Origin of the sequence: Paenibacillus tritici, assembly GCF_013204885.1 — a bacterium.
Taxonomy (GTDB): domain Bacteria; phylum Bacillota; class Bacilli; order Paenibacillales; family Paenibacillaceae; genus Paenibacillus_AQ; species Paenibacillus_AQ tritici.
Window position 1 is genome coordinate 353,644 of record NZ_JABMKX010000006.1, and the last position, 25,757, is coordinate 379,400.

At 53.8% G+C, this 25,757-nt stretch carries 23 protein-coding genes; 20 read left to right on the forward strand and 3 right to left on the reverse strand.

Features of this window, described 5'->3' with window-relative positions:
• Positions 1-42 precede the first annotated feature (42 nt).
• Entirely contained in the window at positions 43-798 is a 756-nt protein-coding gene (locus HQN87_RS13240) for a DeoR/GlpR family DNA-binding transcription regulator (RefSeq protein ID WP_173133720.1), read from the reverse strand.
• Positions 799-1,036: 238 nt separating this feature from the next.
• Here HQN87_RS13240 and rhaB point away from each other — a divergent pair, with 238 nt between their 5' ends.
• The 16 genes from rhaB (at position 1,037) to HQN87_RS13320 (ending at position 21,261) form a co-directional block, all read left to right on the forward strand.
• On the forward strand, positions 1,037-2,494 hold the full coding sequence (gene rhaB / locus HQN87_RS13245) for a rhamnulokinase (RefSeq protein ID WP_173133554.1): 1,458 nt from the start codon (positions 1,037-1,039) through the stop codon (positions 2,492-2,494).
• A 66-nt stretch (positions 2,495-2,560) separates the two neighbouring features.
• On the forward strand, positions 2,561-3,817 hold the full coding sequence (rhaA, locus tag HQN87_RS13250) for an L-rhamnose isomerase (RefSeq protein WP_173133557.1): 1,257 nt from the start codon (positions 2,561-2,563) through the stop codon (positions 3,815-3,817).
• Positions 3,818-3,881: 64 nt separating this feature from the next.
• Positions 3,882-4,727 (forward strand): rhamnulose-1-phosphate aldolase, encoded by an 846-nt coding sequence (gene rhaD, locus HQN87_RS13255; protein ID WP_173133560.1) that lies wholly within the window; start codon positions 3,882-3,884, stop codon positions 4,725-4,727.
• 96 nt (positions 4,728-4,823) lie between these two features.
• Positions 4,824-5,918 carry an NADH:flavin oxidoreductase gene (locus tag HQN87_RS13260; protein ID WP_173133563.1) on the forward strand — a complete coding sequence of 365 codons (1,095 nt, stop codon included), beginning with the start codon at positions 4,824-4,826 and terminating at the stop codon, positions 5,916-5,918.
• 191 nt (positions 5,919-6,109) lie between these two features.
• Positions 6,110-7,081: a BclA C-terminal domain-containing protein gene (locus HQN87_RS13265; protein ID WP_173133566.1), complete on the forward strand. Its 972-nt coding sequence runs from the start codon at positions 6,110-6,112 to the stop codon at positions 7,079-7,081.
• Positions 7,082-7,631: 550 nt separating this feature from the next.
• Entirely contained in the window at positions 7,632-9,218 is a 1,587-nt protein-coding gene (gene miaB, locus HQN87_RS13270) for a tRNA (N6-isopentenyl adenosine(37)-C2)-methylthiotransferase MiaB (protein ID WP_173133569.1), read from the forward strand.
• A 24-nt stretch (positions 9,219-9,242) separates the two neighbouring features.
• Positions 9,243-9,695, forward strand: coding sequence for a YlbF/YmcA family competence regulator (locus HQN87_RS13275; RefSeq protein ID WP_173133571.1), 453 nt, complete (start codon positions 9,243-9,245; stop codon positions 9,693-9,695).
• Between the two features lie 137 nt (positions 9,696-9,832).
• Complete coding sequence (locus HQN87_RS13280; protein ID WP_173133574.1) at positions 9,833-10,603, forward strand: NUDIX domain-containing protein; 771 nt, start codon at positions 9,833-9,835, stop codon at positions 10,601-10,603.
• Positions 10,604-10,651: 48 nt separating this feature from the next.
• A complete protein-coding gene (locus HQN87_RS13285) occupies positions 10,652-11,194 on the forward strand; it encodes a cysteine hydrolase family protein (RefSeq protein WP_173133577.1) in 543 nt (180 codons plus the stop codon).
• A gap of 67 nt (positions 11,195-11,261) precedes the next feature.
• Positions 11,262-12,713 (forward strand): nicotinate phosphoribosyltransferase, encoded by a 1,452-nt coding sequence (locus HQN87_RS13290; protein WP_173133580.1) that lies wholly within the window; start codon positions 11,262-11,264, stop codon positions 12,711-12,713.
• A gap of 670 nt (positions 12,714-13,383) precedes the next feature.
• Positions 13,384-14,613, forward strand: coding sequence for a family 8 glycosyl hydrolase (locus HQN87_RS13295; RefSeq protein ID WP_173133583.1), 1,230 nt, complete (start codon positions 13,384-13,386; stop codon positions 14,611-14,613).
• 271 nt (positions 14,614-14,884) lie between these two features.
• Positions 14,885-15,895: a 2-oxoacid:acceptor oxidoreductase family protein gene (locus tag HQN87_RS13300; RefSeq protein WP_173133587.1), complete on the forward strand. Its 1,011-nt coding sequence runs from the start codon at positions 14,885-14,887 to the stop codon at positions 15,893-15,895.
• 26 nt (positions 15,896-15,921) lie between these two features.
• A complete protein-coding gene (locus tag HQN87_RS13305; protein WP_173133590.1) occupies positions 15,922-18,228 on the forward strand; it encodes a thiamine pyrophosphate-dependent enzyme in 2,307 nt (768 codons plus the stop codon).
• Between the two features lie 170 nt (positions 18,229-18,398).
• A complete protein-coding gene (locus HQN87_RS13310; protein WP_173133593.1) occupies positions 18,399-19,424 on the forward strand; it encodes an ROK family transcriptional regulator in 1,026 nt (341 codons plus the stop codon).
• An 11-nt stretch (positions 19,425-19,435) separates the two neighbouring features.
• On the forward strand, positions 19,436-20,644 hold the full coding sequence (locus HQN87_RS13315; RefSeq protein WP_173133596.1) for an MFS transporter: 1,209 nt from the start codon (positions 19,436-19,438) through the stop codon (positions 20,642-20,644).
• Entirely contained in the window at positions 20,644-21,261 is a 618-nt protein-coding gene (locus HQN87_RS13320) for a DUF1349 domain-containing protein (protein ID WP_173133599.1), read from the forward strand. Before HQN87_RS13315 ends, HQN87_RS13320 begins: the two co-directional genes overlap by 1 nt.
• A 108-nt stretch (positions 21,262-21,369) precedes the next feature.
• Here HQN87_RS13320 and HQN87_RS13325 read toward each other — a convergent pair whose 3' ends face one another.
• Together HQN87_RS13325 and HQN87_RS13330 are read right to left on the reverse strand one after the other, a co-directional pair.
• A complete protein-coding gene (locus tag HQN87_RS13325) occupies positions 21,370-21,651 on the reverse strand; it encodes a hypothetical protein (protein ID WP_246552749.1) in 282 nt (93 codons plus the stop codon).
• Positions 21,652-21,696: 45 nt separating this feature from the next.
• Complete coding sequence (locus HQN87_RS13330; RefSeq protein ID WP_173133723.1) at positions 21,697-22,212, reverse strand: MogA/MoaB family molybdenum cofactor biosynthesis protein; 516 nt, start codon at positions 22,210-22,212, stop codon at positions 21,697-21,699.
• A gap of 182 nt (positions 22,213-22,394) precedes the next feature.
• Between HQN87_RS13330 and HQN87_RS13335 the strand changes: the two genes are divergently transcribed.
• From HQN87_RS13335 to HQN87_RS13350, 4 genes are all read left to right on the forward strand, one after another.
• A complete protein-coding gene (locus HQN87_RS13335; RefSeq protein WP_173133604.1) occupies positions 22,395-23,393 on the forward strand; it encodes a CobW family GTP-binding protein in 999 nt (332 codons plus the stop codon).
• A 97-nt stretch (positions 23,394-23,490) separates the two neighbouring features.
• On the forward strand, positions 23,491-23,838 hold the full coding sequence (locus HQN87_RS13340; protein WP_173133607.1) for a four-helix bundle copper-binding protein: 348 nt from the start codon (positions 23,491-23,493) through the stop codon (positions 23,836-23,838).
• A gap of 306 nt (positions 23,839-24,144) precedes the next feature.
• Positions 24,145-25,005, forward strand: a complete 861-nt coding sequence (locus HQN87_RS13345; RefSeq protein WP_173133610.1) for an ATP-binding cassette domain-containing protein — start codon at positions 24,145-24,147, stop codon at positions 25,003-25,005.
• Positions 25,002-25,712, forward strand: coding sequence for a hypothetical protein (locus tag HQN87_RS13350; RefSeq protein ID WP_173133613.1), 711 nt, complete (start codon positions 25,002-25,004; stop codon positions 25,710-25,712). Before HQN87_RS13345 ends, HQN87_RS13350 begins: the two co-directional genes overlap by 4 nt.
• Positions 25,713-25,757 lie beyond the last annotated feature (45 nt).

A 25,757-nucleotide genomic window follows, 5' to 3' on the forward strand; every position in this document is an offset into this window, starting at 1 on the left:
AGTAGATTATATAGAAGATAACTTCCTGCTAGTTTATCAGTTTCAATACAGCACTTCCACATTCTTCTCCGACAAAAGCTTCAGCCAGGCATCCGAAGGTCTGCGGTCGGTAATCAGCACATCAATCCGGCTTAGCTCGGCCAGGTTGGCAAAGGCGGTCTGGTCGAACTTGGTATGGTCAGCCAGCAGCACTACCTTCTGGGCCTGGCGCAGCATGTATTTCTTCAGCTCACATTCCGGTTCATTGGAATCGGTAACCCCGCGGTCCCTGTCAATAGCTTTGCAGCTGATCACGGCAGTGTCCACATTGTAGCGCTGAATGGTCTCATGGGCGACAGGACCCACAAGGGACAAGGAGCGGTGGCGCAGCGATCCCCCCGTAGAGATAATGCTCAGACTTGAACTGGCGAACTCGTGCAGAATGTTAATCGAATTCGTGATGATCGTCAGATTGCTTTTATTGCCCAGCAGCTTCAGGAATTCAAAAGAAGTCGAGCTGGGGTCAACCATCAGCGTATCCCCGTCATTAATGAGATTCAGCGCTTTGATCGCTATATTGCGTTTGATATCCGTATTGAGCGCACCCCGGGTCAGAAACGGCAGATCCTCGTTGGTATGCCTGTTCAGCATGGCTCCGCCGTAGGTCCGGCTTACAATGCCATCCTTCTCCAGCTTCTCCAGATCTCTGCGTATGGTTTCCTCCGTGACTTCAAACATCCGGCTCAGATCGGATACAAGCACCCGTTTGTCCTGATGGACAAGGTCTATTATTTTTTTGCGTCTTTCGGCAGCGAGCATAGGTATCACCTTTCTGGAGTTGATAATCTAAATATAGACCGTAATTTCTGTGTTGTACAACAAAATTAACAGAAATCGTCCCTGAAAACCACATATAAGGTAGCTTATTCTTCGTAAAACAAACAATAAACAAATTAAAACAACATATTTGATGATTAATTTGTTGACAACAAAGATTAACGGGAATACGATGAAGAGGTTAGCAATAGCTGAATCTGAAGAAAAAAGGAGGTTCCCCATGACCAACCATATCGCCGTCGATATCGGCGCCTCCAGCGGACGGCTTGTACTCGGAACCATTGTGGATGGGAGTCTCAAGCTGGAGGAGCTTCACCGCTTCAGCAACGGCTTCACAGAGCAGGACGGCAATTGCTTCTGGGATATTGATTATTTGTTTCATGAAATTATTGACGGTCTTCACCGGGCAAAGCTCGCAGGCGTTAAGGAATGCACACTCGGCATTGATACCTGGGCGGTAGATTATGTGCTGCTGGATGCGGAAGGGAAGCGGATCAGGGAAGTGTATGCCTACCGTGACCGCAGGACAGACGGGGTAATGGAAGAGGTCGCGAAGCAGCTCTCACCGGAGAAGGTGTATGCCAAGACCGGGATTCAGCAGCTCCCCTTCAATACGCTGTATCAGCTCTATGCGCATAACCGCGAAGAGCTGGCAGCGGCTGACCAGATTCTGATGGTGCCGGATTATCTCTACTACCGGCTTAGCGGACGCAAGATTAATGAGGTCACCAATGCATCCACGATGCAGCTTCTGAATCTGGCCTCACGTGATTTCGACCCTGAACTTCTATCCTTTCTGCAGCTCCGCAGAGAACAGTTCGCCCCGCTGACCGAGCCGGGAGAAGATCTCGGCCTCCTCTCGGCGAATTTGGCCGAGCAGTATGATCTGCCGGATTGCCGTCTGATCTGTGCCGCCACCCATGATACGGCTTCGGCTGTGCTGGGTGTACCTGCACAGAAGGGGCGATCCTCGGCATACCTCAGCAGCGGCACCTGGTCACTGCTGGGGGTAGAGCTGGATCACCCAATGAATGACAGTAGAGCCATGGCCGCCAATTATACCAATGAGTGGGGGGCTTACGGCACCTACCGCTTCCTGAAGAATATCATGGGTCTCTGGCTGATTCAGGAAGTACGGAGATTGGACGGGGGAAGATACAGCTTCGCCGAACTGGCTACCCTTGCAGGAGAGAGTGAAGGCTTCCGCAGTCTGATTCCGTGCAATGATCCGCGGTTTCTGAACCCGGATCATATGATTGAAGAGATCCGCCGGGCCTGCCAGGAGAGCGGTCAGCCTGTTCCGGGGACACCGGGCGAACTCGCCCGCTGTGTCTTGGACAGTCTGGCGCTATCCTACCGCAGCTATCTGGCAGAGCTGGAAGACCTCACGGGTAAGAGCATCGAAGTACTGCAGATTGTCGGCGGAGGCGCCAATAATGAGCTGCTGTGCCAGATTACTGCCGATGTCACCGGCAGGGAAGTCCTGGCGGGCCCGACGGAATCAACGGCTCTCGGGAACTTGGCTGTACAGATGATAGAGGCGGGCCGTATAGCGGATATTCATGAAGCCCGGAGGATGATCAGCCATTCCTTTCCTATCAAGTCCTACCTGCCGCAGCCGCTTCCTGAGCTGGATCAGCTACTGGCCCGCTGGGAGCAGCTCCATTCAGGAACTTAAGAAGCTTGTGGTCCACCAGACCACCAAGCGGAGCGGACGCTCACAATACGTTTAGGAGGCAACAGCATGGATCAGAGCATCACCATTAGTTACAACGAAGCGAAGAAATTATATGCAGCCCACGGAATTGATACAGACGAAGTACTGGAGAGGCTGGCCCGGATCAAAATCTCACTCCATTGCTGGCAGGGCGACGATGTGCAGGGGTTCCTGTTCAAGGATAAAGAGCTCAGCGGCGGCATTGCCGTAACCGGCAGCTACCCCGGGCGGGCCGGTACACCGGATGAGCTGCGCCAGGATCTGGAGAAGGCCCTCTCCCTGATTCCCGGCAAGCACAAGGTCAATCTTCATGCGATCTATGCCGACACCGACGAGCAGGTGGACCTGGATGAGCTGGAGCCGCGCCATTTCGCCAATTGGGTAACCTGGGCCAAGGAGCAGGGCCTGGGACTTGATTTCAATCCGACCTGCTTCTCCCATCCGAAGGCGGCAGACGGCTTCACCCTCAGCCATGCCGACGAGGAGATCCGCAGCTTCTGGATTAAGCATTGCAAGGCTTCCCGCAGAATCGCCGAGCATTTCGGCCGTGAGCTGGGGCAGCCCTGTGTAACGAACTTCTGGGTGCCGGACGGCTATAAAGATACTCCGGTGGACCGACTGGCACCGCGTGTACGTCTGAAGGAATCGCTGGATGAAATCTTCAGCGAGGAGATTGATCCGCAGTACAATATTGATGCCGTGGAGAGCAAGCTGTTCGGTATCGGCTCCGAGAGTTATGTTGTCGGGTCCCATGAATTCTATATGGGGTACGGTCTTACCCGCGGCAAAGCGATCTGTCTGGATGCCGGACATTTCCATCCGACGGAAGTGATCTCTAACAAGCTCAGCTCGATCCTGATGTTCAGCGAGCAACTGCTGCTGCATGTCAGCAGACCGGTCCGCTGGGACAGTGACCACGTGGTGACGATGGATGACGAGCTGCTGGAAATTGCCCGTGAACTGGTGCGCGGTGATTTGCTGCCGCGCACGAACATCGGCCTCGACTTCTTCGATGGCAGCATCAATCATCTCGCGGCCTGGGTGATCGGCACGCGCAATACGATCAAGGCCTTGCTCCGCGCCATGCTGGAGCCGGTAGAGGAGCTTCGGGCTATCGAACGGGCCGGAGACTACACTTCAAGGCTGGCCCTGGTGGAAGAATTCAAGTCTTATCCGTTCGGTGCAGTCTGGGATTACTACTGCGCTTCACAGGGTACCCCGGTCCGCGAGCAATGGCTGGCTGAAGTGAAAAGCTATGAGCAGGACGTATTGGCCGGTAGATAAGGTCAGGCCGCTGACATAACAAGTACCCTCACGCTGAAGGTGCATATAGAAGGAGAGAAAATATATGAGTACTTCCGTAATAGAAACCAAAGGGTATCATTCCGGCGTTATGGCGCCTTTTATCCAGGAAATGTCCGAAATCACCCATCACATGTGGTCCTTGGGCTGGGATGAGCTGAACGGGGGCAATGTCAGTTATCTGCTGGATGAAGAAGAGGTTGCGAGGTATATCCATATCGGTGAGCCGCTGCGTACGATCAGCCTTACCTTCCCTGTAAGCGAGCTGGCAGGCAGGTACTTCATTGTAACCGGCTCCGGCAAATACTTCCGCAATGTGATCAAGGACCCGGAGGCTAATCTTGGAGTGCTTCGTGTCAGTGACAGCGGCGGGAGCGTGGAGGTACTGTGGGGTCTGCGTAACGGCGCGGTTCCGACAAGTGAGCTGGCTTCCCATTTCATGAGCCATATTGAACGGCTGAAGGTTGATCCTGCGCACCGTATCGTGCTGCACACCCATGCGACGAATGTGATTGCCATGACCTTTACCCATGATCTGGATGAGCTGAAATTCACCAAGACCCTGTGGGAAATGTGCACAGAATGTCTGGTTGTCTTCCCGGACGGTGTCAGCGTCATTCCCTGGATGGTGCCGGGCAGCAGTGCCATCGGCCGGGCTACGGCTGACAAAATGAAAGACTACCGCGTCGTCATCTGGCCGCAGCACGGAATCTTTGTGACCGGCGCGACGATGGACGCCACGTTCGGCCTGGTTGAAACGATTGAGAAGGCCGCGATTGTCTATAATCTGATCGGCGGAAGAGAGATCAGACAGAAGATTACCGATCAGCAGTTGGCTGATCTGGCTGCAGCCTTCCATGTCACTCCCAAAGCCGGTGTTCTGGATTTGTAGATTGGATAGAATATAATCTGCGGATTTGCTTTTGCTGCTGAGAAGCGTCATAATATGCTTACTTAAAGTAATCATATTATGAAACGGAGGCAAATTATGAACGTTGATCCATTGTTTGAACCGTTTGAAGGCGGAGGCCTGTCGCTGAGCAACCGGGTAGTCATGGCACCCATGACACGTGCGCAGTCACCTGGAGGGGTAGCCGGACCTGAGGTGGCGGCGTATTACCGCCGCCGGGCGGAAGGCGGAGTAGGCTTGATCGTTACCGAAGGCACAGCCATCAATCATCCGGCAGCGGTCAGCCATCAGGATATCCCGAATATTCACGGCGAAGCCTCCCTGGAGGGATGGGCGCAGGTCGTGCGGGAGGTGCACGCAGCCGGAGGCAAGATTATTCCTCAGCTATGGCATGTGGGTATGGCCCGCAGCATTGGTGACCTGCCCAACGCTTCGGCGCTGCCTATCGGCCCGTCCGGCCTTAACCTGGCCGGGGAGCAGGTTACCGAGCCGATGACCAAGAGCGAGATTCAGGGGATTGTCAGTGCCTTTGCCCAGGCGGCCAAGGATGCCAAAGCCATCGGCTTCGACGGCATTGAGCTCCATGGTGCCCACGGTTACCTGATCGACCAGTTCTTCTGGGAGAAGACCAACCGCCGGACCGATGAATACGGCGGGGATCTTGAAGCGCGGACCACGTTCGCAGTGGAAGTAATTGATGCCTGCCGCCGCGCGGTAGGACCGGATTTCCCGATTGTCCTCCGCTTCTCACAGTGGAAGGCCGGAGCCTATGACGCCAAGTTGGCAGAGACCCCCGAAGACCTCGCCCGCTTCCTGACACCGCTCAGCAATGCGGGGGTGGATATCTTCCACTGCTCCACCCGGCGCTTCTGGGAGCCGGAATTCGCAGGCTCTGAGCTTAACCTGGCGGGCTGGACCAAGAAGATTACAGGCAAACCGACGATTACCGTAGGTTCTGTCGGCCTGGACAGCGCATTCACCAGTGCGGTTACGGAGAAGAATGAGGATGACAACCTTGAGCGGCTGCTGCTGCGGCTGGATAAGGAAGAATTCGATCTGGTGGCGGTAGGCAGAGCCTTGATCAGCGATCCGGCTTGGCCTGCCAAAGTGCAGGCAGGCAAGACGGACGAGATTATTCCGTTCACCTCCGAGGCGACCAAGACTTTGTATTAATAGATAGAGCCTGACCGGTAACACCCTATGCGATGCCATTCTGATAGACTTCAAGTTTATCCGCTATGGCTGCTCGCATGGGGTGTTTTTTGCGCGTGAATCTGAATAATGCCAATGTGCCAACACTCTTCTAGTATCTCTCGAATATTGCTATTAACGAGGCTGAATTTAGGTTGAGAGGAGAGCTGGCAATGGCAATTTTATCGACAGGACCGATTGAGAACAATATTGCAGGCAATACGGGTACCCGCCCGACTCAAAGAGTAACACTCAAAATAGACGGCCGTAATCTAACCGGATTCTTCGATGTTCTTATCTTGGGCTATAGCCTGAACGGCTCCCGCACCTTATATGTGCAGGAGGAGATCAGTGTGGCTCCCTCCCAGGTAGTCAACAGAATCTACTATGCGGACCTGGATGCCTTTGAATTCGTGTTCAACACGACAGGAACAGCAGTCTCCGAAGCGCAGGTCTCCGTATGGGGCCAAAATTCAAGCGGACAATTGGTGACCGCACACCGTCTGGTCTCGCAGGAATTGCTGGGAGAAGCGGGAACCGGAGTCACCGGAGCCACCGGGGCAACGGGTGCTACGGGAATTACGGGAGTTACGGGAGTTACAGGGGTTACAGGAGCTACGGGAGTCACCGGAGCCACGGGAGTAACTGGAATCACAGGAGCTATCGGTATGACAGGAGCTACGGGGGCTACGGGTGTGACTGGCTTGACTGGTGTTACAGGTGCCACGGGCGCACTGGCATCGTCTTATGCTTATATTTTCAATACGGGGGCCCAGACTGTGGCTACTGAAGCAGATGTTACTTTTGACAGCAATGAGAGTCTTGTAGGATTCAGCCACACTCCCAGTACAGCCGAGATTAATGTTGAGAATGCAGGGGATTATGCGGTCATCTTCATTGTCACTGCATTGGAGCCGAATCAGTTCACCTTGTATCTAAATGGCGCTCCTGTGGGAGGCAGTGTCTACGGTTCAGGAGCGGGAACACAGCCTAACCCCGGGATGGTGATTATCTCTGCAATCCCTGGCGATGTAATCACTTTAAGGAACCATTCCAGTGCCGCTGCAGTTACTTTACAGACCTTGGCCGGAGGAACGCAGATCAACTCTAATGCCTCGATTCTGATCTACAGGCTCGGCGATTAGGACTCCTTGCGGTAAGCTGACTGAACTGAATAAGTCCGGAACCCTAAAAAAAACCAAACACAATTGGACTGGACGCACCGCGTAGGCCGAATGTAATCGAAAAACCAAACACAATTGGACTGGACGCACCGCGTAGGCCGAATGTAATCGGAAAACCGAACACAATTGGACTGGGTGCGCCGCTTAAGCCGAATGTAATCGGAAAACCGAACACAATTGGACTGGGTGCGCCACGTAAGCCAAATGTAATCGGAAAACCGAACACAATTGGATTGGGTACGCCACGTAAGCCAAATGTAATCGGAAAACCGAACACAATTGGATTGGTAGCGCCGCGTAGGCCGTAGGCCGGATGCCCCTGAAACGGATCGACCCTCTTATGAACGCCCTAGCCGTTCCTGCGTGCCCTGTCTTTCTGCTGATTGCGGGAAGGCTTTTCTTTTGCGGAGATCCTGTATCTGAGAATGGATTAACTTGGGAGCGCTATGATATAATTTTACATTAGTGAAGCCTATGAATTGAAGCAAATCCACAGAGGACGTGATGCAGCATGGCGAAGGGGAATAACGGTTCCACGGACATGAACTCCGCTCAGGGGAGCAAGGACTACTCTAAATATTTCGATTATAGCGATGCCAGAATCATCAGCGAATCCGAGGGCAAGACCACCTACCGGATCAAAGGCAGAAACGTGCAGATCAACAGCCAGCCCGATTATAAAGAAGGCAAGCGCCGGGGCAAGGAAGAGATTGAGGTCCACTATCATTTCGAGATTCCGCCGGAGATGGAGGATTTCGGACGCGGCAAAACCTATCATATCACCACCTACGGCTGCCAGATGAATGAACACGATACCGAGACGATGAAGGGGATGCTGGAGCAATTGGGCTACCGGGCGGCGGAAGACCGCAGAGAGGCGGATATCATTCTGCTGAATACCTGTGCGATCCGCGAGAATGCGGAAGATAAGGTGTTCGGGGAGCTGGGCCATCTCAAGACCCTGAAGCTGGAGAAGCCGGGCCTGCTGCTCGGGATCTGCGGCTGCATGTCCCAGGAGGAGGGCGTGGTCAACCGGATTATGGCGCGGCACAGCTTCGTGGATCTGATCTTTGGTACGCACAATATTCACCGGCTGCCGGAGCTGATTAAGGAAGCGGTGTTCAGCCGGGAGCTGGTGATCGAGGTCTGGTCCAAGGAAGGCGACATCATCGAGAACCTGCCGAAGAAGCGGGAAGGGCTGCGCGCCTGGGTGAACATCATGTACGGCTGTGACAAGTTCTGTACCTACTGCATTGTGCCGTTCACGCGGGGCAAAGAGCGCAGCAGACGTCCGGAGGATGTCATTGCCGAGGTGCGGGAGCTGGCCCGTCAGGGCTTCAAGGAAGTGACGCTGCTGGGGCAGAATGTTAACGCCTACGGGAAGGATTTCACAGACATCGACTATACCTTCGGCGACCTGATGGACGACATGCGGCGGATCGACCTTCCGCGTATCCGGTTCATGACCTCGCATCCGCGTGATTTTGATGATAAATTGATTCATGTGCTGGGTAAAGGCGGCAATCTGGTGGAGCATATCCATCTGCCGGTGCAGTCGGGAAGTACCGCGGTGCTGAAGCGGATGAGCCGCAAGTATACCCGTGAAGGGTACCTGGAGCTGGTCCGCAAGATCAAGGCAGGCGTGCCGGACGCGGTGCTGACGACGGATATTATTGTCGGCTTCCCCGGAGAAACGGAGGAGCAGTTCGAGGAGACACTGTCCCTGGTGCGCGAAGTAGGGTATGATATGGCGTATACCTTCATTTATTCTCCGCGCGAAGGTACACCTGCTGCTGCCATGGAGGATAATGTTCCATCAGAAGTCAAGAGCGTGCGTCTGCAGCGCCTTAACGATCTGATCAAAGCGCAGAGCCGGCTGGGGAATGAGCGGATGCTGGGCAAGCTGGTCGAGGTTCTGGTGGAAGGCGAGAGCAAGAATAATGCCCGGATGCTGGCCGGACGTACCCGTGACAGTAAGCTGGTGCATTTTGAAGGCCCGTCATCTCTTATCGGTACGCTGGTGCAGGTGAGAATCACAGATGCGAAGACATGGTACATCAAAGGGGACTATCAGGCGGAAGCCGCAGCGGTCCTCTAATTATAGAGAAATGGGGCGAGAAGAATGAGCCAGGAAGAAGCACGTTTGAATGAATATGGCATGCAGACCCACCATACCCGCGATCTGATCGTACGTGAAGATATTATGGGCAAAGCCAAGGATCTGGCTGCTCTCATCTCCACGAGTGAGGAGGTCCGCCATTTCCAGCAGGCCGAGCAGAAGATTCTGAATCACGAGCGTGTGCAGGGGCTCATTGCAACCATTAAGAAGAAGCAGAAGGAGATTGTGGCCTTCGAGAGCTTCAAGAATCAGGCGATGGTAGAGAAGATAGAACGTGAAATCGAAGTGCTGCAGGATGAGATCGACAGTATCCCGGTAGTGAACGAGTTCCAGCAGAGCCAGAGCGATATCAATTATCTGCTGCAGATGGTCATTTCCGTCATTAGGGATACCGTCTCCGATAAAATCAATGTGGAAGCAGGCACCGAAGCGCCGCCATCCACTTGCGGTGATTAAGGAATATCTCCGGGGCGGATGTGAATCCGTCCCTTTTTACATATCTGCGGCCGGCTCGCGGTTGATTTTGGGCAGACAGGTTTGGTACATTAAAAGATACGAACAACAACAATAGCTGCGGCAAAGGATGATATATAGTGAGTGAGAACGCGGAACCAACCTATAACGCCAAAAAATATCGCACTCCGGATGGTGTTCCGGCGGATATTGTCATGTTTACGCTGACCAAACGCGAACGGAAGACCGTTACGAAGACCCTTCCTCTGCGGGAGCTGAAGGTGATGCTGGTCCGGCGCAAAAAATGGCCGTGTGCGGGCATGTGGGCCCTGCCGGGCGGCTTCTGCCAGGAGGATGAGTCGATTTACGATGCGGCTACACGCGAGCTCAAGGAAGAAACGGGCGTAGACGGCGGACATTTGGAATATCTCGGCGTCTATAGCCAGCCGGGCCGTGATCCGCGCGGCTGGATCATCAGCCATGCTTTTTTCGCCCTGGTAGAGGAGTGGATGCTGGAGCAGCGGCAGGCCTCGGATGATGCAGGTGAGGTAGGCCTGTTCACCCTGCAGGAAGCGCTGGAGGAGCTGGAGCTGGCGTTCGACCACCATGATATCATTACCGACGCTTACCTGCGGATTCAGCAGCAGATGCTGCAGACCACGATTGCCCGGCAGTTTCTGCCCCGTCATTTCACGCTGAGTGAGCTGTATCAGGTCATCCAGACAGTCGTGCCTGAATTCAAGGAACCGAATTTTATCCGCAAAATTACGTCAACACGCAGCCGTCAGGGTATATTAAAAGAAGTGAGCGATGAAGAAGGCAATCCGCTCAGCTCCAATCAATATTCCCAGCGTCCGGCACAGCTCTATATGTTTACAGATCATGAGCCGTTATTATCCATCTATACTTAAGCTTCCCTAAGCTTAAGCCTACTTCACTTTTAGGAGGTTACCCTGCCCATGAGAGCACTGATTGTTATTGATTTCACCAATGATTTTATTGACGGGAATCTGCCTGTAGGCCAGCCCGGCATTGATATTGCGCCCAGAGTAAGCGAGCTTACGGAGCAATTCGTGCAGAGCGGGGATTATGTCGTGATGGCGGTAGACTTGCACGAAGCCAATGATCCGCACCATCCGGAGAGCAAGCTGTTTCCGCCCCATAATCTGCGGGGAAGCCGGGGGCGTGAGCTGTACGGCACCCTGAAGGCTGTATACGAGGAGAACCGCGAAGCGATCACCTGGATGGACAAAACGCGGTACAGCGCCTTCTGCGGCACAGATCTTGCGCTCAAGCTGCGTGAACGGGGCATTACCGAGCTTCACCTGATCGGGGTATGTACTGATATCTGTGTGCTTCATACCGCAGTGGATGCCTACAACAACGGCTTTGCCATTACGGTGCATGAGGATGCAGTAGCCAGCTTCAATCCGGGCGGCCATGTGTGGGCGCTGGGACACTTCACCGGAAGTCTCGGGGCGAAGGTCGTCAAGGCGGAATAGAGATTCGTGGAACAATATAGCAAGGGCTGAGTTTAATACAACAGTGTAACTACTAGGAGATGAAGACTTGAGGAGAGAACTTGCGCTACATACAGATAAATATCAGATTAATATGATGTACGCCCACTGGGTGAATGGTACACACAAGCGCAAAGCGGTGTTCGAAGCCTACTTCCGCAGGCTGCCGTTCGGCAACGGGTTCGCTGTATTTGCCGGTCTGGAGCGGATTGCCCAGTACATTGCCGAGCTGCGGTTCACGGAAGAGGATATCCGTTACTTGTCGGAGCAGGAAGAGGACTATGCACCGGCCTTCCTGGAGGAGCTGCTGCAGTTCCATTTCCAGGGCAGCCTTCATTCCATGAAGGAAGGTGCACTTGTCTTCCCGGATGAACCGCTGATCCGTGTGGAAGGCACGATTATGGAAGCACAGCTGGTAGAGACCGCGATTCTGAACTTCATGAACTATCAGACGCTGATCGCTACCAAGGCCTCCCGGATCAAGCAGGTAGCCCCGAATGACACGCTGCTTGAGTTCGGAACGCGGCGTGCGCAGGAAGCAGATGCCGCCGTATGGGGAGCCCGTGCTGCTTATGTGGGCGGCTTCCATGCGACCTCCAATATGCTGGCCGGCAAAAAGTTCGGCATCCCCACGAAGGGCACCCATGCCCATTCCTGGGTGCAGAGCTTCCCAAGCGAGCAGGAAGCCTTCGACGCCTATGCCAGAGTCATGCCCGACAATGTTACCCTGCTGGTGGATACCTTCGATACCCTGCGCAGCGGGGTGCCGAATGCGATTAACACGGCGAAGAAGCTGGAGGCGCAGGGCAAGAGGATGAACGGCATCCGGCTGGACAGCGGGGACTTGGCGTATCTGTCCCGCCAGGCCCGTCAGATGCTGGATGAAGCCGGGCTGCAATATGTGAAGATCGTGGCTTCCAATGACCTGGATGAGAACACCATTATGGACCTCAAGGCACAGGGGGCAGCGATTGACACATGGGGGGTCGGAACCCAGCTCATCACCGCGGCGGATCAGCCTTCTCTGGGCGGTGTCTATAAGCTGGTCGAGATTGAAGCTCCAAACGGTGAGATGATTCCCACCATCAAAATCTCTTCCAATCCCGAGAAGGTATCCACTCCCGGTAAAAAGGAAGTCTACCGTATTATCGGGCAGAAAGGAAAAGCGTTGGCCGATTATATCAGCTTCGCCGGGGAGGAGGCACCGCGCAATGGTGTCCGGCTGAAGCTGTTCAATCCGCTGCATCCATATATGAAGAAGCATGTGGAGCGCTACGAGGCTCTGCGGATGCTGGAGCCGATTGTGGTGAACGGCTTCCAGGTCTATACCCTGCCGGATCTGGCGGAGATCCGCCGTTATCATCAGGAGCAGCTCGACCTGTTCTGGCCGGAATACCTGCGTAAGCTCAACCCGGAAGTCTTCCGCGTGAACCTGAGTGAACCTTTATGGACACGCAAGCAGCAGCTGATTGCGGAGCATATGATTACGGATATGGAATAGAGCAACATTGATGTATCTAGCAGCCCTCTCAGACCGTGGGAATTCCGCGGCCTGAGAGGGCTTTTATTGGATTTATAGGCTTCAAAGCTATAAAAGTTCAAAAGTTCCTTCTATTACTTTCCGCGCTGAAACGGCTACGCTGTCCTTCTAAGGATGGCGTAGCCGTTACTACTGGTGGATAAGCCCTCCTGTGGTGCGGGAGAGTGTAGGTGGATTTATTCCACTTGATGATGTGCGGATGAATCGTTATGCGGCAGCAGGTGGATTAACAGCACTTAAAAAGACACATTTTATTCAAACTAGCCGATAAGTACAATAGCAGATGCTGTTTATCCACTTGTTGCGGAACATCCTTCGAAAATCGGCGAAATAAGCTACATTATTCCACTTGCTGATGCGGCGCCCGGGAAATCTTCTGCGCATTCACCCAATTACGGTTCCTCCTCATGTATAGCAGATATTATGTTAAACATAGTAGATTAGTCCGGCCCGCTTCAACCGGCACGAACATAGGAGAGGATTCAGCAGCATACGACGGGACCATCTGCTCATTGACAGCAAGCCGCTGGAATAATATATTAAATGTGTTCATATTTACAAATATGGAAGAAAGAGTTCGAATCTTGCAATTCTCTGCCTGATCCACCAACCAACGAGGAGTGAATGGGTTATGAACAAGCAAGGTAAGCGCAAGCTGCACTGGACAAGTCTGATGCTTCTATGTTTGGCTGTCTTCATCCTGCCCGCCGGGTCTGCATTCGCCGCCGTGAACAAGCCGTTCCCGCAGCATACGACCTATACAAGCGGAACCATCAAGCCGAATCATGTAACACAAACCGTACTGGATAATGCTGTGAAGACCAAATGGGATGCCTGGAAGGGGACCTACCTCAAACCGGCCGGAACCGGCAAATATTATGTTAAATATAATTCAGCCGGGGAGACGGTATCTGAAGCGCAGGGTTACGGGATGCTGTTCACCGTCTTAATGGCCGGTTATGAACCGAATGCGCAAACCTATTATAATGGACTCTATAATTATTACAAGGCGCACCCCAGCTCCATTAATCCGTACCTGATGTCCTGGAAACAGAACAGCAGCTTCCAGAATGTCGAAGGCGAGAATTCGGCCACAGACGGTGACATGGATATTGCCTACTCCCTGCTGCTCGCCCACAGACAATGGGGAAGCAGCGGAACCGTTAATTATCAGCAGGCCGCCACCAATATCATCAACGCCATTATGAATAATGATATCAATCAGACTCAGTGGACGATCCGGCTTGGGGACTGGGCGAGCAGCGGCTCCTATAATACTGCCACCCGGCCTTCCGATTTCATGGTGAACCATTTCAAGGCTTTCCAGGCCGCTACAGGGGATGCCCGCTGGCAGAATGTAACGAACAAGACTTATACCTTAATCAACAGCCTCTATACCGGCTATAGCTCCACTACCGGTCTGCTCCCTGACTTCGTTGTCTATTCCAATAATACGTACAAACCCGCTGCGCCGAACTTCCTGGAGTCTGATAACGACGGGGATTATAACTATAATTCCTGCCGTATCCCGTGGCGGATTACCACCGACTACTTGCTTACTGGGGATAATCGCGCCTTGTCCCAGCTTACTCAGCTGAACAGCTGGATCAAGACCAAGACAAGCAATACGCCCGGTAATATCAAAGACGGCTATAAGCTGAACGGAACCACTTTTGGCAGCTATAACAGCGGCGCATTCTATGCTCCCTTTGGTGTCAGTGCTATGACCTCATCTGCGAACCAGAACTGGCTGAACTCCCTTTGGAACCATACCGCCAGTAGCGCAGCAGAGGATTATTATGAAGACAGTCTCAAGCTGTTCTCGATGATTGTGATGTCAGGCAACTGGTGGGCCTACTAAGCGTTATATAAGCTGAAGACGAGACTCCTTCCTTTACGGACAGGAGTTTCTTTCTTTTGGCAGCATGTACCTGTGATATATATCATTATTTCTGTGATCTTTTTAACATCTTAATTTTTAATTTTATTGCTAAATTAAGGATGACATTCATTTCACATCAAGTATGGAGAATGCAAGATATGTCACTTCGCAGCTTGCACAATCAAGTTACAATCGTTGAAAAAGTCAAAAGGATGTTATTCTTTTTGACCCAAAGAAAGGGGTTATGTCGGTGGTACAATTGCCAATAGTAAATGAGCTCGGATTCTTTGAGATTCGTCTTGAATCCATTGGAGGCCTGGGAGCGAATCTCGCAGGTAAAATGCTGGCGGAAGCGGGAGTAGTCGGCGCAGGACTGAATGGCGTCAGCTTCTCATCGTATGGTTCGGAGAAGAAGGGGTCTGCGGTTAAGGCACATATCCGTTTTTGCGATATGAACACTCATATCCGTGATACCTCCCCGGTAGAGCGTCCGCATGTAGTAGGCGTATTTCATGAAGCACTTGCCAAGACCGTGAATGTAACCAGCGGAATTCATGAACACAGCACCGTTCTTGTGAACTCGGCCAAGACGCCGGAAGAACTCAGAGAGCTGCTGAAGGTGAAGGCCGGTACGATCGCAGTAATTGATGCTACCAGCATTGCGCTCCAAGAAAAGAACCGGGTCAACATGGCGATGCTCGGCGCGCTGTTCCGGCTCTGCCCGTTCCTGGATACGGATATTATGAAGGGCGTTATTGAGAAGTCCCTCGGCAAAAAATATCCGCAGGCCGTTCAGTCAGCCATTACGACCTTTGAACGTGGCTACAATGAAGTGAAATTCATGCAGTTCGAGCTGGCTGCCGGTGACAGTATGCCGCTATATGTCCGTTCCGATATCTCGGCGCTGGGGTATGAGACTCAGCCGATCGGCGGAACGATCACCAACCCGGGCGGCAGCTTCCTGAAGAATCTCAGCATCTCCCGTTCCGGTATGCTTCCGGTCTTCGAGATAGAGACCTGTATCAACTGTGCGCAGTGTGACACGGTATGTCCTGACCAATGCTTCGTGTGGGAAGAGCGTCCGGACCGCAAGGGCCGTCCGCAGATGTTCCTGCTTGGTATTGACTACCAGTACTGCAAAGGCTGTCTGAAATGTATCGGTGCCTGCCCGACCTCGGCATTATCCAGCCTGAGAGAGCAGGAAGGCTTCGCAGACAGTCATAGCGTGAAGCATCAGTTTGATCTGGTAACTCCAGTCTAATATCCGGAAGAGAGGTGGAATGAATTGTGGCTATTGATTATGAAAAAGAAGTAGGCTCCGCCAAGGTAGAGCAGAAATTCCTGTATGAGTCCGGCAATGAAATGGCTGCCTATGCTGCCCATCAGATTAACTATCATGTCATGGGATATTTCCCGATCTCCCCATCGACAGAGGTTGCCCAGTTCCTCGATACGATGAAAGCCAGCGGCCAGCACGATATTATGCTGGTGCCTTCCGACGGCGAGCACAGCTCCGCAGGGATATGCTACGGCGCGTCCACAGCGGGCGGCCGGGTGTTCAATGCAACCAGCGCCCAGGGTTATATGTTCATGCTGGAGCAGCTGCCTGTACAAGCAGGTACGCGGATGCCTATGGTCATGAACCTGGTCTGCCGTTCGATTTCGGGACCGCTCAACATTCACGGTGACCATTCGGACCTGTATTTCGCCCTGAATACCGGCTGGCCGATCCTGATGTGCCGTGACCCGCAGTCAGTCTATGATATGAACCTGATGGCGCTGAAGCTGGCGGAGCATGCCAAAGTCCGCCTGCCGGTGATGGTTGCTTCCGACGGCTATTTTACTTCGCACCAGAAGCGCCGTGTGCAGGCTTTTGCCCATCGCGAGGATGTTCATAAGTTCGTTGGCGAACAACCGCCTGCAGGCTTCACAGATACCCTGGACCGTAACAATCCGGTAACTGTGGGACCTTACATGAACGAACCGGATTATATCAACAACCGCTACCAGCAGTCTGTTGCCATGTACAATGCCGGGGAAGTCTTTGAAGAGATTGCCGAGGAATTCGCGGTGCTCACCGGACGCCGCTATGAGATGATCGAGCAGTACCGGATGGAGGATGCCGATGTAGCCGTCTTCCTGATGAACTCCGCTTCGGAGATTATCAAGGATGTGGTCGACCAGCTCCGCGAGCAGGGAATCAAGGCGGGCGCAATCTCCCCGAACATGATCCGCCCGTTCCCGCAGAAGCAGATTGCCGAAGCGCTGAAGCATGTCAAAGCGATCACTGTAGGTGACCGTGCGGATTCCGTCGGCGGACACGGCGGCAACATGGTTAACGAGATTAAGGCCGCACTGTTCACTTACGGCAACACAACCACTAAGGTCATTAGCCGGATCTATGGACTGGGCGGTAAAGACTTCTATGCAGAAGACGGACACCACTTCTTCCAGCTGGCAATGGATGCAGTCGTAGCGGACCATGTAGAGATTCCGTTTGACTACTATGGTCATAATCCGGGAGCGCCGGAGAACGCGCCTAAGCGTCTGCTGAAGCCGATGAATTTCGATCTGCTGAAGACCGGCCTGATCACCGTGAGCAAGAATGAAGAGACCGGGAAGCTGAGTGTACGGGTTCCGCCGGTGCGCTCCCTGATGAAGAAGCCAAGACGTCTGTCCCCTGGACACGGCGCATGTCCGGGCTGCGGGATTTTCTCCGGCCTGGAGCTGTTCTTCAAAGGCATTGAAGGGGATATCGTCGCGCTCTACCACACTGGCTGCGCCATGGTTACCACTACCGGCTATCCGTATTCCTCCCATAAATCGACGTTCATCCACAACCTGTTCCAGAACGGTGCAGCCACCCTGTCCGGTGTGGTTGAGATGTTCTGGGAACGCAAACGCCGCGGCGAGCTTGACGGTCTGGGCCTGAAGGAGGACTTCACCTTCGTGATGGTGACCGGCGACGGCGGTATGGACATTGGTATGGGACCAGCCATCGGAGCAGCGCTGCGCGGGCACAAGATGATCATCGTGGAGTACGATAACGAGGGCTACATGAATACGGGGGCACAGCAGTCTTACTCCACTCCGCTGGGACACCGTACTTCAACCTCAAGCATCGGCAAAACCCAGCAGGGCAAGCTGACCCAGCATAAGGATACCGCGCAGATTATGGCGGCTACCAATATCCCTTATGTCTTCACAGGCTGTGAAGCTTATCCGCAGGATATGCTGAAGAAGGCCGCCAAGGCCCAGTGGTATGCACAGAATGAGGGCCTGGTGTACGGCAAGATCCTGATTGCCTGTCCGCTCAACTGGATGAGCGAGGATAAGGACGGAACGGATATCGTGTCCCTGGCCGTTGAATCCTGCTTCTTCCCGCTCTATGAAGTAGAGCAGGGCATAACCAACATTACGTACAATCCGGAAGACAAGGATAAGCGCGTTGAAGTATCCGCCTGGCTGAAGACGATGGGCAAAACCCGTCACCTGCTGAAGCCGGAGAACGAACCAGCCCTGCGCAGCTTCGAGGGTGAAGTACAGCGCCGCTGGAGCCGTCTCAAAGCGAAACACGAGCATCCGGATCTATAAGGCTTAACCGGAGCATCACTATAATAAGCAATCGTATCTATCCGCCCGGCAGAGATTCTCTGCCGGGCTATTTGCTGTTGTGGAGGTCTGCCGGTCAATAATGGTACCTCAAAAATAACTATTTATTAAAACACTTTTATAAAGTATTATAATAACGAGGTGGAAAGCAGATGAAGAAAATTGGCGGCAATGCAGTGGTGATGCGCGAGGTAAATAGCAATCTGGTACGGCAGGTGCTGAAGGAACACGGGCAAGCGACCAAACGGCAGATTGCTGATAGCTGCGGTCTTAGTGTCGTTACGGTTGGAACCGTACTGCAGATTCTGGAGGCGCGGAATGAGGTGCTGCCGGGAGAACTCATAGCTTCAAGCGGCGGGAGACCGGCCCAGCAGTACATATACAATGACGAATACGCGCTGGCGCTGATCTTGTTCACCCATGAAGAGCAGGGTGTGATTGCTATTCACAGAACGGTCGTCACGCTTACCGGCCGCAAGCTGCTGGAGGACAGCATAGAGGTCTCAGGGGTGGACCTGGCGGTCTTTGAAGCGGTTATCGACCGCTCGCTGGAGCTGTACTCCTCCATACAGGCCATCGGACTGGGGCTGCCCGGCTCGGAAGTGGACGGCATCCTGGCGGTATCCGATTACGAAGCGCTGCGCGGAGTAGCGGTGGCCGAGCATTTCAGGCAGCGTTACGGCAAACCTGTAATCATAGAGAATGACGTCAACGCAGCCGTTATCGGTTATTGCCGCCGGATGAAGGAGGAGGCAGCTTCGGTTATTTATCTGTATTTCCCGGACCGCTATCCGCCGGGGGCCGGGATATTCATCGGCGGCAAGCTGTACAAGGGAAAACGCGGCTTCGCCGGAGAGGTGGCCAACATTCCGCTCGGTCTTCCTTGGGGAGACAGCGGACTTATGGCATCCTTCGGCACGCTTGCCGATGCAATTGCCAAGCTGGCCGTGGCTGTCAGCAGTGTTCTGAATCCGGATATTGTGGTGCTGTACGGCAGCTTCCTGCACGAAGAACTTCTTGAGGCGGTGGAGGGCAACTGCAAGAGCTTGCTGCCTGCCCCTGCCATTCCACAGGTAAGAAGGTCCAATGATTTCGCCGCTGACTATATTCAGGGCATGATTGTTCAGACGCTGGGGACATTGGAGCAAAGACTATTTTTAACGACAATTGAAGGTTAGGCGGGGGAAACATGGCAACGGTATTTTTAATTATCATTTATTTGGCCTTCATCAGCTTGGGGCTGCCGGATTCAATGCTGGGCGCAGCCTGGCCGATTATCAGACTTGATTTCGGGGCGCCGGTGGAGACAGCCGGACTCCTGTCGATGATTGTGGTCGCGGGGACCATTATATCAAGCTTGGCGAGCGGCATGGTGCTGAAGCGGCTTGGCACGGGAATGGTTACTTTTATCAGTGTGGCAGTAACCGCCCTGGCCCTGCTCGGCTTCTCTTATTCCTCTTCGGTTCTCTGGGTGGCTGTGCTTGCCCTGCCGCTGGGGCTTGGGGCCGGTTCTATTGATACAGGGCTGAACAACTATGTGGCTACCCATTACAAGGCGCATCATATGAGCTGGCTGCACTGCTTCTGGGGCATCGGGGCGATGCTCGGGCCAATCCTGATGTCGCGTTATATTGCGAACGGGGAATCCTGGAGAACGGGATATTTTGCCGTCAGTATGATTCAGTTTGCGCTTGTGGTGCTGCTGTTCTTCAGTCTGCCGCTGTGGAAAAAGGCAGGTAAGAGCAGCAGCACCCAGGCTGCGGAAACGCTGGCAGAGGTTGACTCAGGGCCGGGTGCCGCTCCTGCTGCGGGTAATGTGCTGCGGATCAAGGGTGTTAAGCTGGCGATGATTACCTTCCTGTTCTATTGCGGAGTGGAAGCAACGGTGGGGCTGTGGGGCAGCAGTTATCTGGTTAATGTCAAGGGGATAGCGCCGGCAACGGCGGCCGGATGGGTCTCGCTCTATTACGGCGGAATCACGGCCGGGCGGCTGATCACCGGCTTCATCACCTTCCGATTCAGCAACCGTACCCTGATCCGCGGCGGGCTGGTGATTTCCATGGCGGGTGCGCTGCTGCTGGCTTTGCCGCTTCCGGCTGTCTTTTCGCTGGTTGCTTTTATTCTGATAGGACTGGGCTCGGCACCGATCTTCCCCTGTATGCTTCATGAGACCCCGGCCCGGTTCGGGCAGGAGAATTCCCAGAGAATTATGGGTTATCAGATGGCTCTGGCGTATACCGGCGGTGCGTTTCTGCCTCCGCTGCTTGGCTGGGCGGCGGCACGCAGCACCTTCATGATTCTTCCGCCGGTAATGATTGGGTATATTATACTTATGATGCTGAGTTCAGAGCAGATCAACCGTATGATGAACAAACGACAAGAAGAGGTGAGCCTGTAATGAGATTCATCGAGTGGCAGAATGGAGTATGGAGTCATGAGCCGGTATCCAGTGTGGCCCTGGCGGATCAGCTGGTGGCGGAAGCCGTGGAGGGCAGTGATTATTGGCAAAAGACGATGTACGGCTTCCAGCATGACAACGGTCATGCGCTGCTTGCTCCCTGGGAGAGAGAGGAGGCGATGGAGGTCAGCTTCACGCTGGACGGGTTCACGGAACTCTATGACCAGGCAGGTATTATGCTGTGGCACAGCGAGGACCAGTGGATCAAAGCCGGGATCGAGCTGAATGACGGTGTCCCGCATGTGGGTGCAGTGGTCACTGACGGTTACTCTGACTGGTCGCTGTCTCCTGTCCCCGAATGGGCGGGTGAGGAGATCACCCTCCGGGCTTCGCGGATGAAGGACGCGGTGATCCTCAGAGCGAGAACCGGGAATCATCCATGGCGGACGATCCGGGTCGCCCGGTTTCCCTATGAGACCGGCGAGACCGGCAAGACCGGCAGCCAGGCCGGGCCGTTCCTGTGCGCTCCGACGCGGGCAGGCTTTCAGGTCACCTTCACCCGCTGGGCGGCTTCCGCACCTGATATAGATGTCCATACAGACCCGCCTGTGCGGTAGAAGAATATTATATGCTCAAAAAAGGCAAAACCACCGTCCGCGCCTGTATGAAACGCGCAGCGGTGGTTTTGCCTTTTTCAGTTATCTATCCTAAGGGACAGAGGCAGATTATCTTCTTCTGCTGCGCACCATTGCGGTAGGACCGCACATTTCATCCCGGACGGAACAAGTGTAGATATGGTGAGGGACCGGAACACAGTGGTGGCGTCTGACGACCTCGACATGGTGGACTACCTGGACCACCTGGGGATGATAGTAATCTTCATAGACAACCTGTGTAGGATCTGTAACCGTTTCAACAGGACATTTCGGACAGTTTCTCATGACACTCAGCTCCTTCGTATTGGACTTATGCCAGTATACGCAGGATACAGGAGCCTGCTTGTTCATTCGTCTATATTCTTGAATAAATAGGTATCCGGCTATAACGGTCCTTCAGGACCTCTTGTAGATCTCCCGCATGACATGGCGCAGCTCGGGCAGAATCAGCCGTTCCATAGCCAGCTTGATCGCCCCTGTCGAGCCGGGCATGGAGAAGACGGCGGTGCTGCCGATCGTCCCGGCAATCGCCCGGCTGAGCATGGCGGCAGAGCCGATATCCTCGGTGAAGCTGAGCAGCCGGAAGATCTCCCCGAAGCCCGGCAGCGACTTGTCCAGCAGGGAGGCTACCGCCTCATAGGTAGTGTCGCGGGGCGATATGCCTGTCCCTCCGGTCAGAAGTACGGCCTCTATGCCGGAATGGACGGAGTTTTTGTAGACCAGCTCACGGATATCCTCATAATCATCCTTGACGATGGTATGGCCGGTCACGGTATACCCTGCACCTTCCAGCAGACTCCGGATCAGCGGTCCTCCGGTATCCGTCTCCAAAGTCCGTGTGTCCGAGACCGTAATGATGTAACAAGCTACTGAGTCCGGGGCTTCGCTCCGGTGTTCTTGGGCGGATGATATACGAACCAGCTCCTTCTGTATAGGGTGAACAGCTTATAACCCCCATGATAGGGGATGGAACCGGCAATGACAAGTTCCGGGCCCACTCCGCAGCATGCTTCTCAGGCAGGGCCGCCTTGCACAGAGGCGATCATTGTAGTACACTCGCTACCATAACCGATTGAGGCAGGGAGAGAGAGAAATTGGAACAGTCATTACCAGTATATATATTGTCGGGTTTTCTCGGCAGCGGCAAGACCACACTACTGCAGCGTCTGCTGGATCATTGGACCCTTCAGGGCCTCCGGCCGGCGGTGATCATGAATGAGCTGGGCGAGGTGAATCTGGATGGCCTGCTCGTAGAGCAGTCTGTACCGATGGCAGAGATGCTGGGCGGTTGTATCTGCTGTACGAGCCGCGGGGATCTAAGCACCGAGCTGACTACACTGGTCAAAAAAGAATCGCCGGATGTGGTCATCATCGAGGCCACTGGCGCCGCCAATCCGCTCGAGATTGTTGATGCGGTTACGGAGACTTCGCTGTATCAGCAAGTGGAGCTGAAGGGCCTGATTACCGTCGTTGATGCTGCCCATCTTCTGGAGCTGTACCGCTCCCAGCAAGGGGCTACCTACCGCCTGATGCAGGAGCAGATCCGCTGCGCATCTGTCCTGATCCTGAACAAGACGGACCGGATTGAGGCGGAGGAGATTGCCGAGATCTCGGAGGTGCTGCGCAAGTGGAATTCTTATGCGGAGATTCTGCCTGCGGTACGCTGTGAGCTGGAGCCTGAGCTTCTGCTGGGCAGTGTAGGCGGCGTTATTATGGAAGACCGGCCTGCGGATGAGGCGGTGGACGATGGTTCTGAGCGGCCGCTGCACTCTTCACATGATCATGTGATGGCTTATACGCATTATTTCAAGAATCCCGTGAACAGTGAGGAATTTGAACGGTTTGTGAAGGAGCTGCCGCGGGATGTGTACCGGGCCAAGGGGATCGTCACCTTCAATGATACCTCTAGCCGTTTTTTGTTCCAGTATGCTTACAGGGAAGCGGATTTCATGAAAATCACGCCTCAGGGCGAGGTGCCTGATGTTGCTGTATTTATCGGAGAGCATTTCTCGTCCGGTGAGCTCCGCACGGGGCTTCTACGGCTGGAGAAACGCCTGTTAACAAGACCGGCTGCGGTCAAAAGAAGCCTGTAGCTGAACGCTGCGGCTCTTCGCAAATCATGGTTCGTTCTTATTCTTGCAGGTTAATACATTGGCATACCCTATAATAATTGCAGGAGGTTGTAAGGCTATGACCCGAATTCAATATCAGGAATGCATTGATGCTTGTATGAAATGTATGGATGCCTGTAACTATAGCTATGTCTCAAGCCTGAAAGAATATGATCTGGCTGATCTGCGGGAGAGCATCCAGCTGGACCGTGAATGCGCAGACATCTGTTCCTACGCCATCCAGGCAATGACACGCAGAAGCCCGTTCGTGGCAGAAATCCTCAAGCTTTGCGCAGATATCTGTGACCGCTGTGCGGATACAAGCAGCAGACATCAGCATAACCATTGCCAGGAATGTATCAATGCCTGCCGAAATGCAGCCATGGCCTGCAGACTGGTCAGTGAAGCTGTTGAAGTATACGCCTGACATCTCCCTTTAGGACTTCCATATACGGAATCTGATACTTAACAAGAACCAGGGCGGCTGCGGATTCATTTCTGCATGGCTCTGGTTTTTTGCATAGGCGTGTGAATGGCGTGTGAATGGTATGATTCTGTGAAATTTAAAAGGAGAACAGGGGTCTTCCGGCGAATGTAGTTTTAGAAGAATATTCTGGCTGCTATTCCATGTGGCCATGGCCTTGCGCCAGTTGAAGGAGGCCTGGAAGTCACGAATGGATCACCGCTAATTACACTTACCCGGGGGACCAAGTTATATAGAGGCCGTCCGGTTGTGAATGACATATCTATGAGGGTCCGCCCCGGTACGGCTACGGCTCTGATCGGCCGGAATGGCTCGGGCAAGAGTACGCTGCTCTCCATACTCGCCGGGCTGGTGAGGTTGTCCTCTGGTGTACTTACAACTGGCCGTCCAGGGCTGACCACGGGTTATGCCCCTGAAGCATTTCCTGCTTTGAAACTAACGGCAGAAGACTACCTGCGCGGTATGGGCCGTATAGCTGGACTCTGCGAGGCGGCTGGAAGGTCCCGGGTAAGCGAACTGCTGGCAACCTTCGGCCTGGATTCGTTCCGCAGCCGGAAGCTGGCTGGCTTCTCCAAGGGAATGCTGCAGAAGGTTAATCTGATCCAGAGTCTGCTGATCCGGCCGCAGCTGCTGCTGCTGGATGAGCCGATGTCCGGACTGGACCTGCCGGCACAGCATACGCTTCTAGATTTGCTCCAGGAGCTGAAGAGAGAGGGGACCGCACTCGTCTTCTCTGTACACGAGCCGCAGATCATTGAGGCCATGGCGGATGACTTATATGTTCTGCAGGAAGGGCAGATGCTGCGGACGATTCATGGAGCCGAGAATCTGCGGAGTGCGCCTGCAGTATACATTGTCTACACAGAGTTGCACCCAGTGGCGCAGCAGGCAGTGAAGGCTGTGCCGGGAGTACGCACGATGCAGCCAGCGCCGGATTTATCAGGAATTTCCTGTACAGGATTGACTGTAGATCAGAAGATGTCAGATACCTGCCTCCAGCAGATTCTTGCCGCAGGCGGTTCCATAGTTTCGGTGAAGCCTCTTGGAGGATTGGGTGACCTGACCGAGTGGATGGACCCCAAGGATCAGATCGGGAGTGGACGCGGGTGAGAGGTCTAATCGGCTATTTTTTGCGCAGTTACAGTGTCTCGCAGCGGTTCTTCGGTCCGGTTGCCGGTATTGTGATTGCAGTATTAATCCTGTATTCCTATAAGCCGAATCCTGTCATGAACAGCTACTCGGCCACAGCAGTATTTCTATTCGTGGCCTGTGCCTGGCTCGGGTTAAGCTTCCTGAACCATGAGCATGCCGTGCAGAAGCAGGTGGTTATTGTCCAGCTCCGGAGTGCCCGCCGTTACAGCATCGGCGCTATTCTTACACTGGCCCTGCTAACCCTGCTGCTGGATCTCGTCATTGTTATGTATCCGGTTATGAACGGAAGCTTCAATGAACCGGCCGGGCTTGGCCGGATCGTGCTTGCTTTTGCCGGACATGCTCTGCTTGGATGGTTAGGAATCACGCTCTCCCTCTATCTGCAGTCCTCGTGGGTACCCAAAGCCAGCTACGCCGCGGGAATGATGCTCATCCTCATCGTTCTGTCCATTAGCGCCAGCAAAGTGGCTGAGCTGGTGCCCGGACCCATTGTAGGTGTGCTCCTGCCGCCGGTATTCCCGGTCATGGACGCGATGATGAATGCAGATGCGCTGCCGGTGTTGTCCGTGCTTCGCACCTATGCCCACGCGTTGGTATACATATTATTGCTGGCCGGATTCTATATTTATCGTTCGGGCCGCATGGATTATAACCGGACCACATGAGATTCAATCTATACAGCACAAATAAACAGATCAAGAACGGGAGGA

Coding starts and splice junctions, on each gene's coding strand:
- HQN87_RS13240 (WP_173133720.1), bottom strand. CDS start 798: ATGCTCGCTGCCGAAAGACGCAAAAAAATAATAGACCTTGTCCATCAG.
- rhaB (WP_173133554.1), top strand. CDS start 1,037: ATGACCAACCATATCGCCGTCGATATCGGCGCCTCCAGCGGACGGCTT.
- rhaA (WP_173133557.1), top strand. CDS start 2,561: ATGGATCAGAGCATCACCATTAGTTACAACGAAGCGAAGAAATTATAT.
- rhaD (WP_173133560.1), top strand. CDS start 3,882: ATGAGTACTTCCGTAATAGAAACCAAAGGGTATCATTCCGGCGTTATG.
- HQN87_RS13260 (WP_173133563.1), top strand. CDS start 4,824: ATGAACGTTGATCCATTGTTTGAACCGTTTGAAGGCGGAGGCCTGTCG.
- HQN87_RS13265 (WP_173133566.1), top strand. CDS start 6,110: ATGGCAATTTTATCGACAGGACCGATTGAGAACAATATTGCAGGCAAT.
- miaB (WP_173133569.1), top strand. CDS start 7,632: ATGGCGAAGGGGAATAACGGTTCCACGGACATGAACTCCGCTCAGGGG.
- HQN87_RS13275 (WP_173133571.1), top strand. CDS start 9,243: ATGAGCCAGGAAGAAGCACGTTTGAATGAATATGGCATGCAGACCCAC.
- HQN87_RS13285 (WP_173133577.1), top strand. CDS start 10,652: ATGAGAGCACTGATTGTTATTGATTTCACCAATGATTTTATTGACGGG.
- HQN87_RS13295 (WP_173133583.1), top strand. CDS start 13,384: ATGAACAAGCAAGGTAAGCGCAAGCTGCACTGGACAAGTCTGATGCTT.
- HQN87_RS13310 (WP_173133593.1), top strand. CDS start 18,399: ATGAAGAAAATTGGCGGCAATGCAGTGGTGATGCGCGAGGTAAATAGC.
- HQN87_RS13315 (WP_173133596.1), top strand. CDS start 19,436: ATGGCAACGGTATTTTTAATTATCATTTATTTGGCCTTCATCAGCTTG.
- HQN87_RS13320 (WP_173133599.1), top strand. CDS start 20,644: ATGAGATTCATCGAGTGGCAGAATGGAGTATGGAGTCATGAGCCGGTA.
- HQN87_RS13325 (WP_246552749.1), bottom strand. CDS start 21,651: ATGAACAAGCAGGCTCCTGTATCCTGCGTATACTGGCATAAGTCCAAT.
- HQN87_RS13340 (WP_173133607.1), top strand. CDS start 23,491: ATGACCCGAATTCAATATCAGGAATGCATTGATGCTTGTATGAAATGT.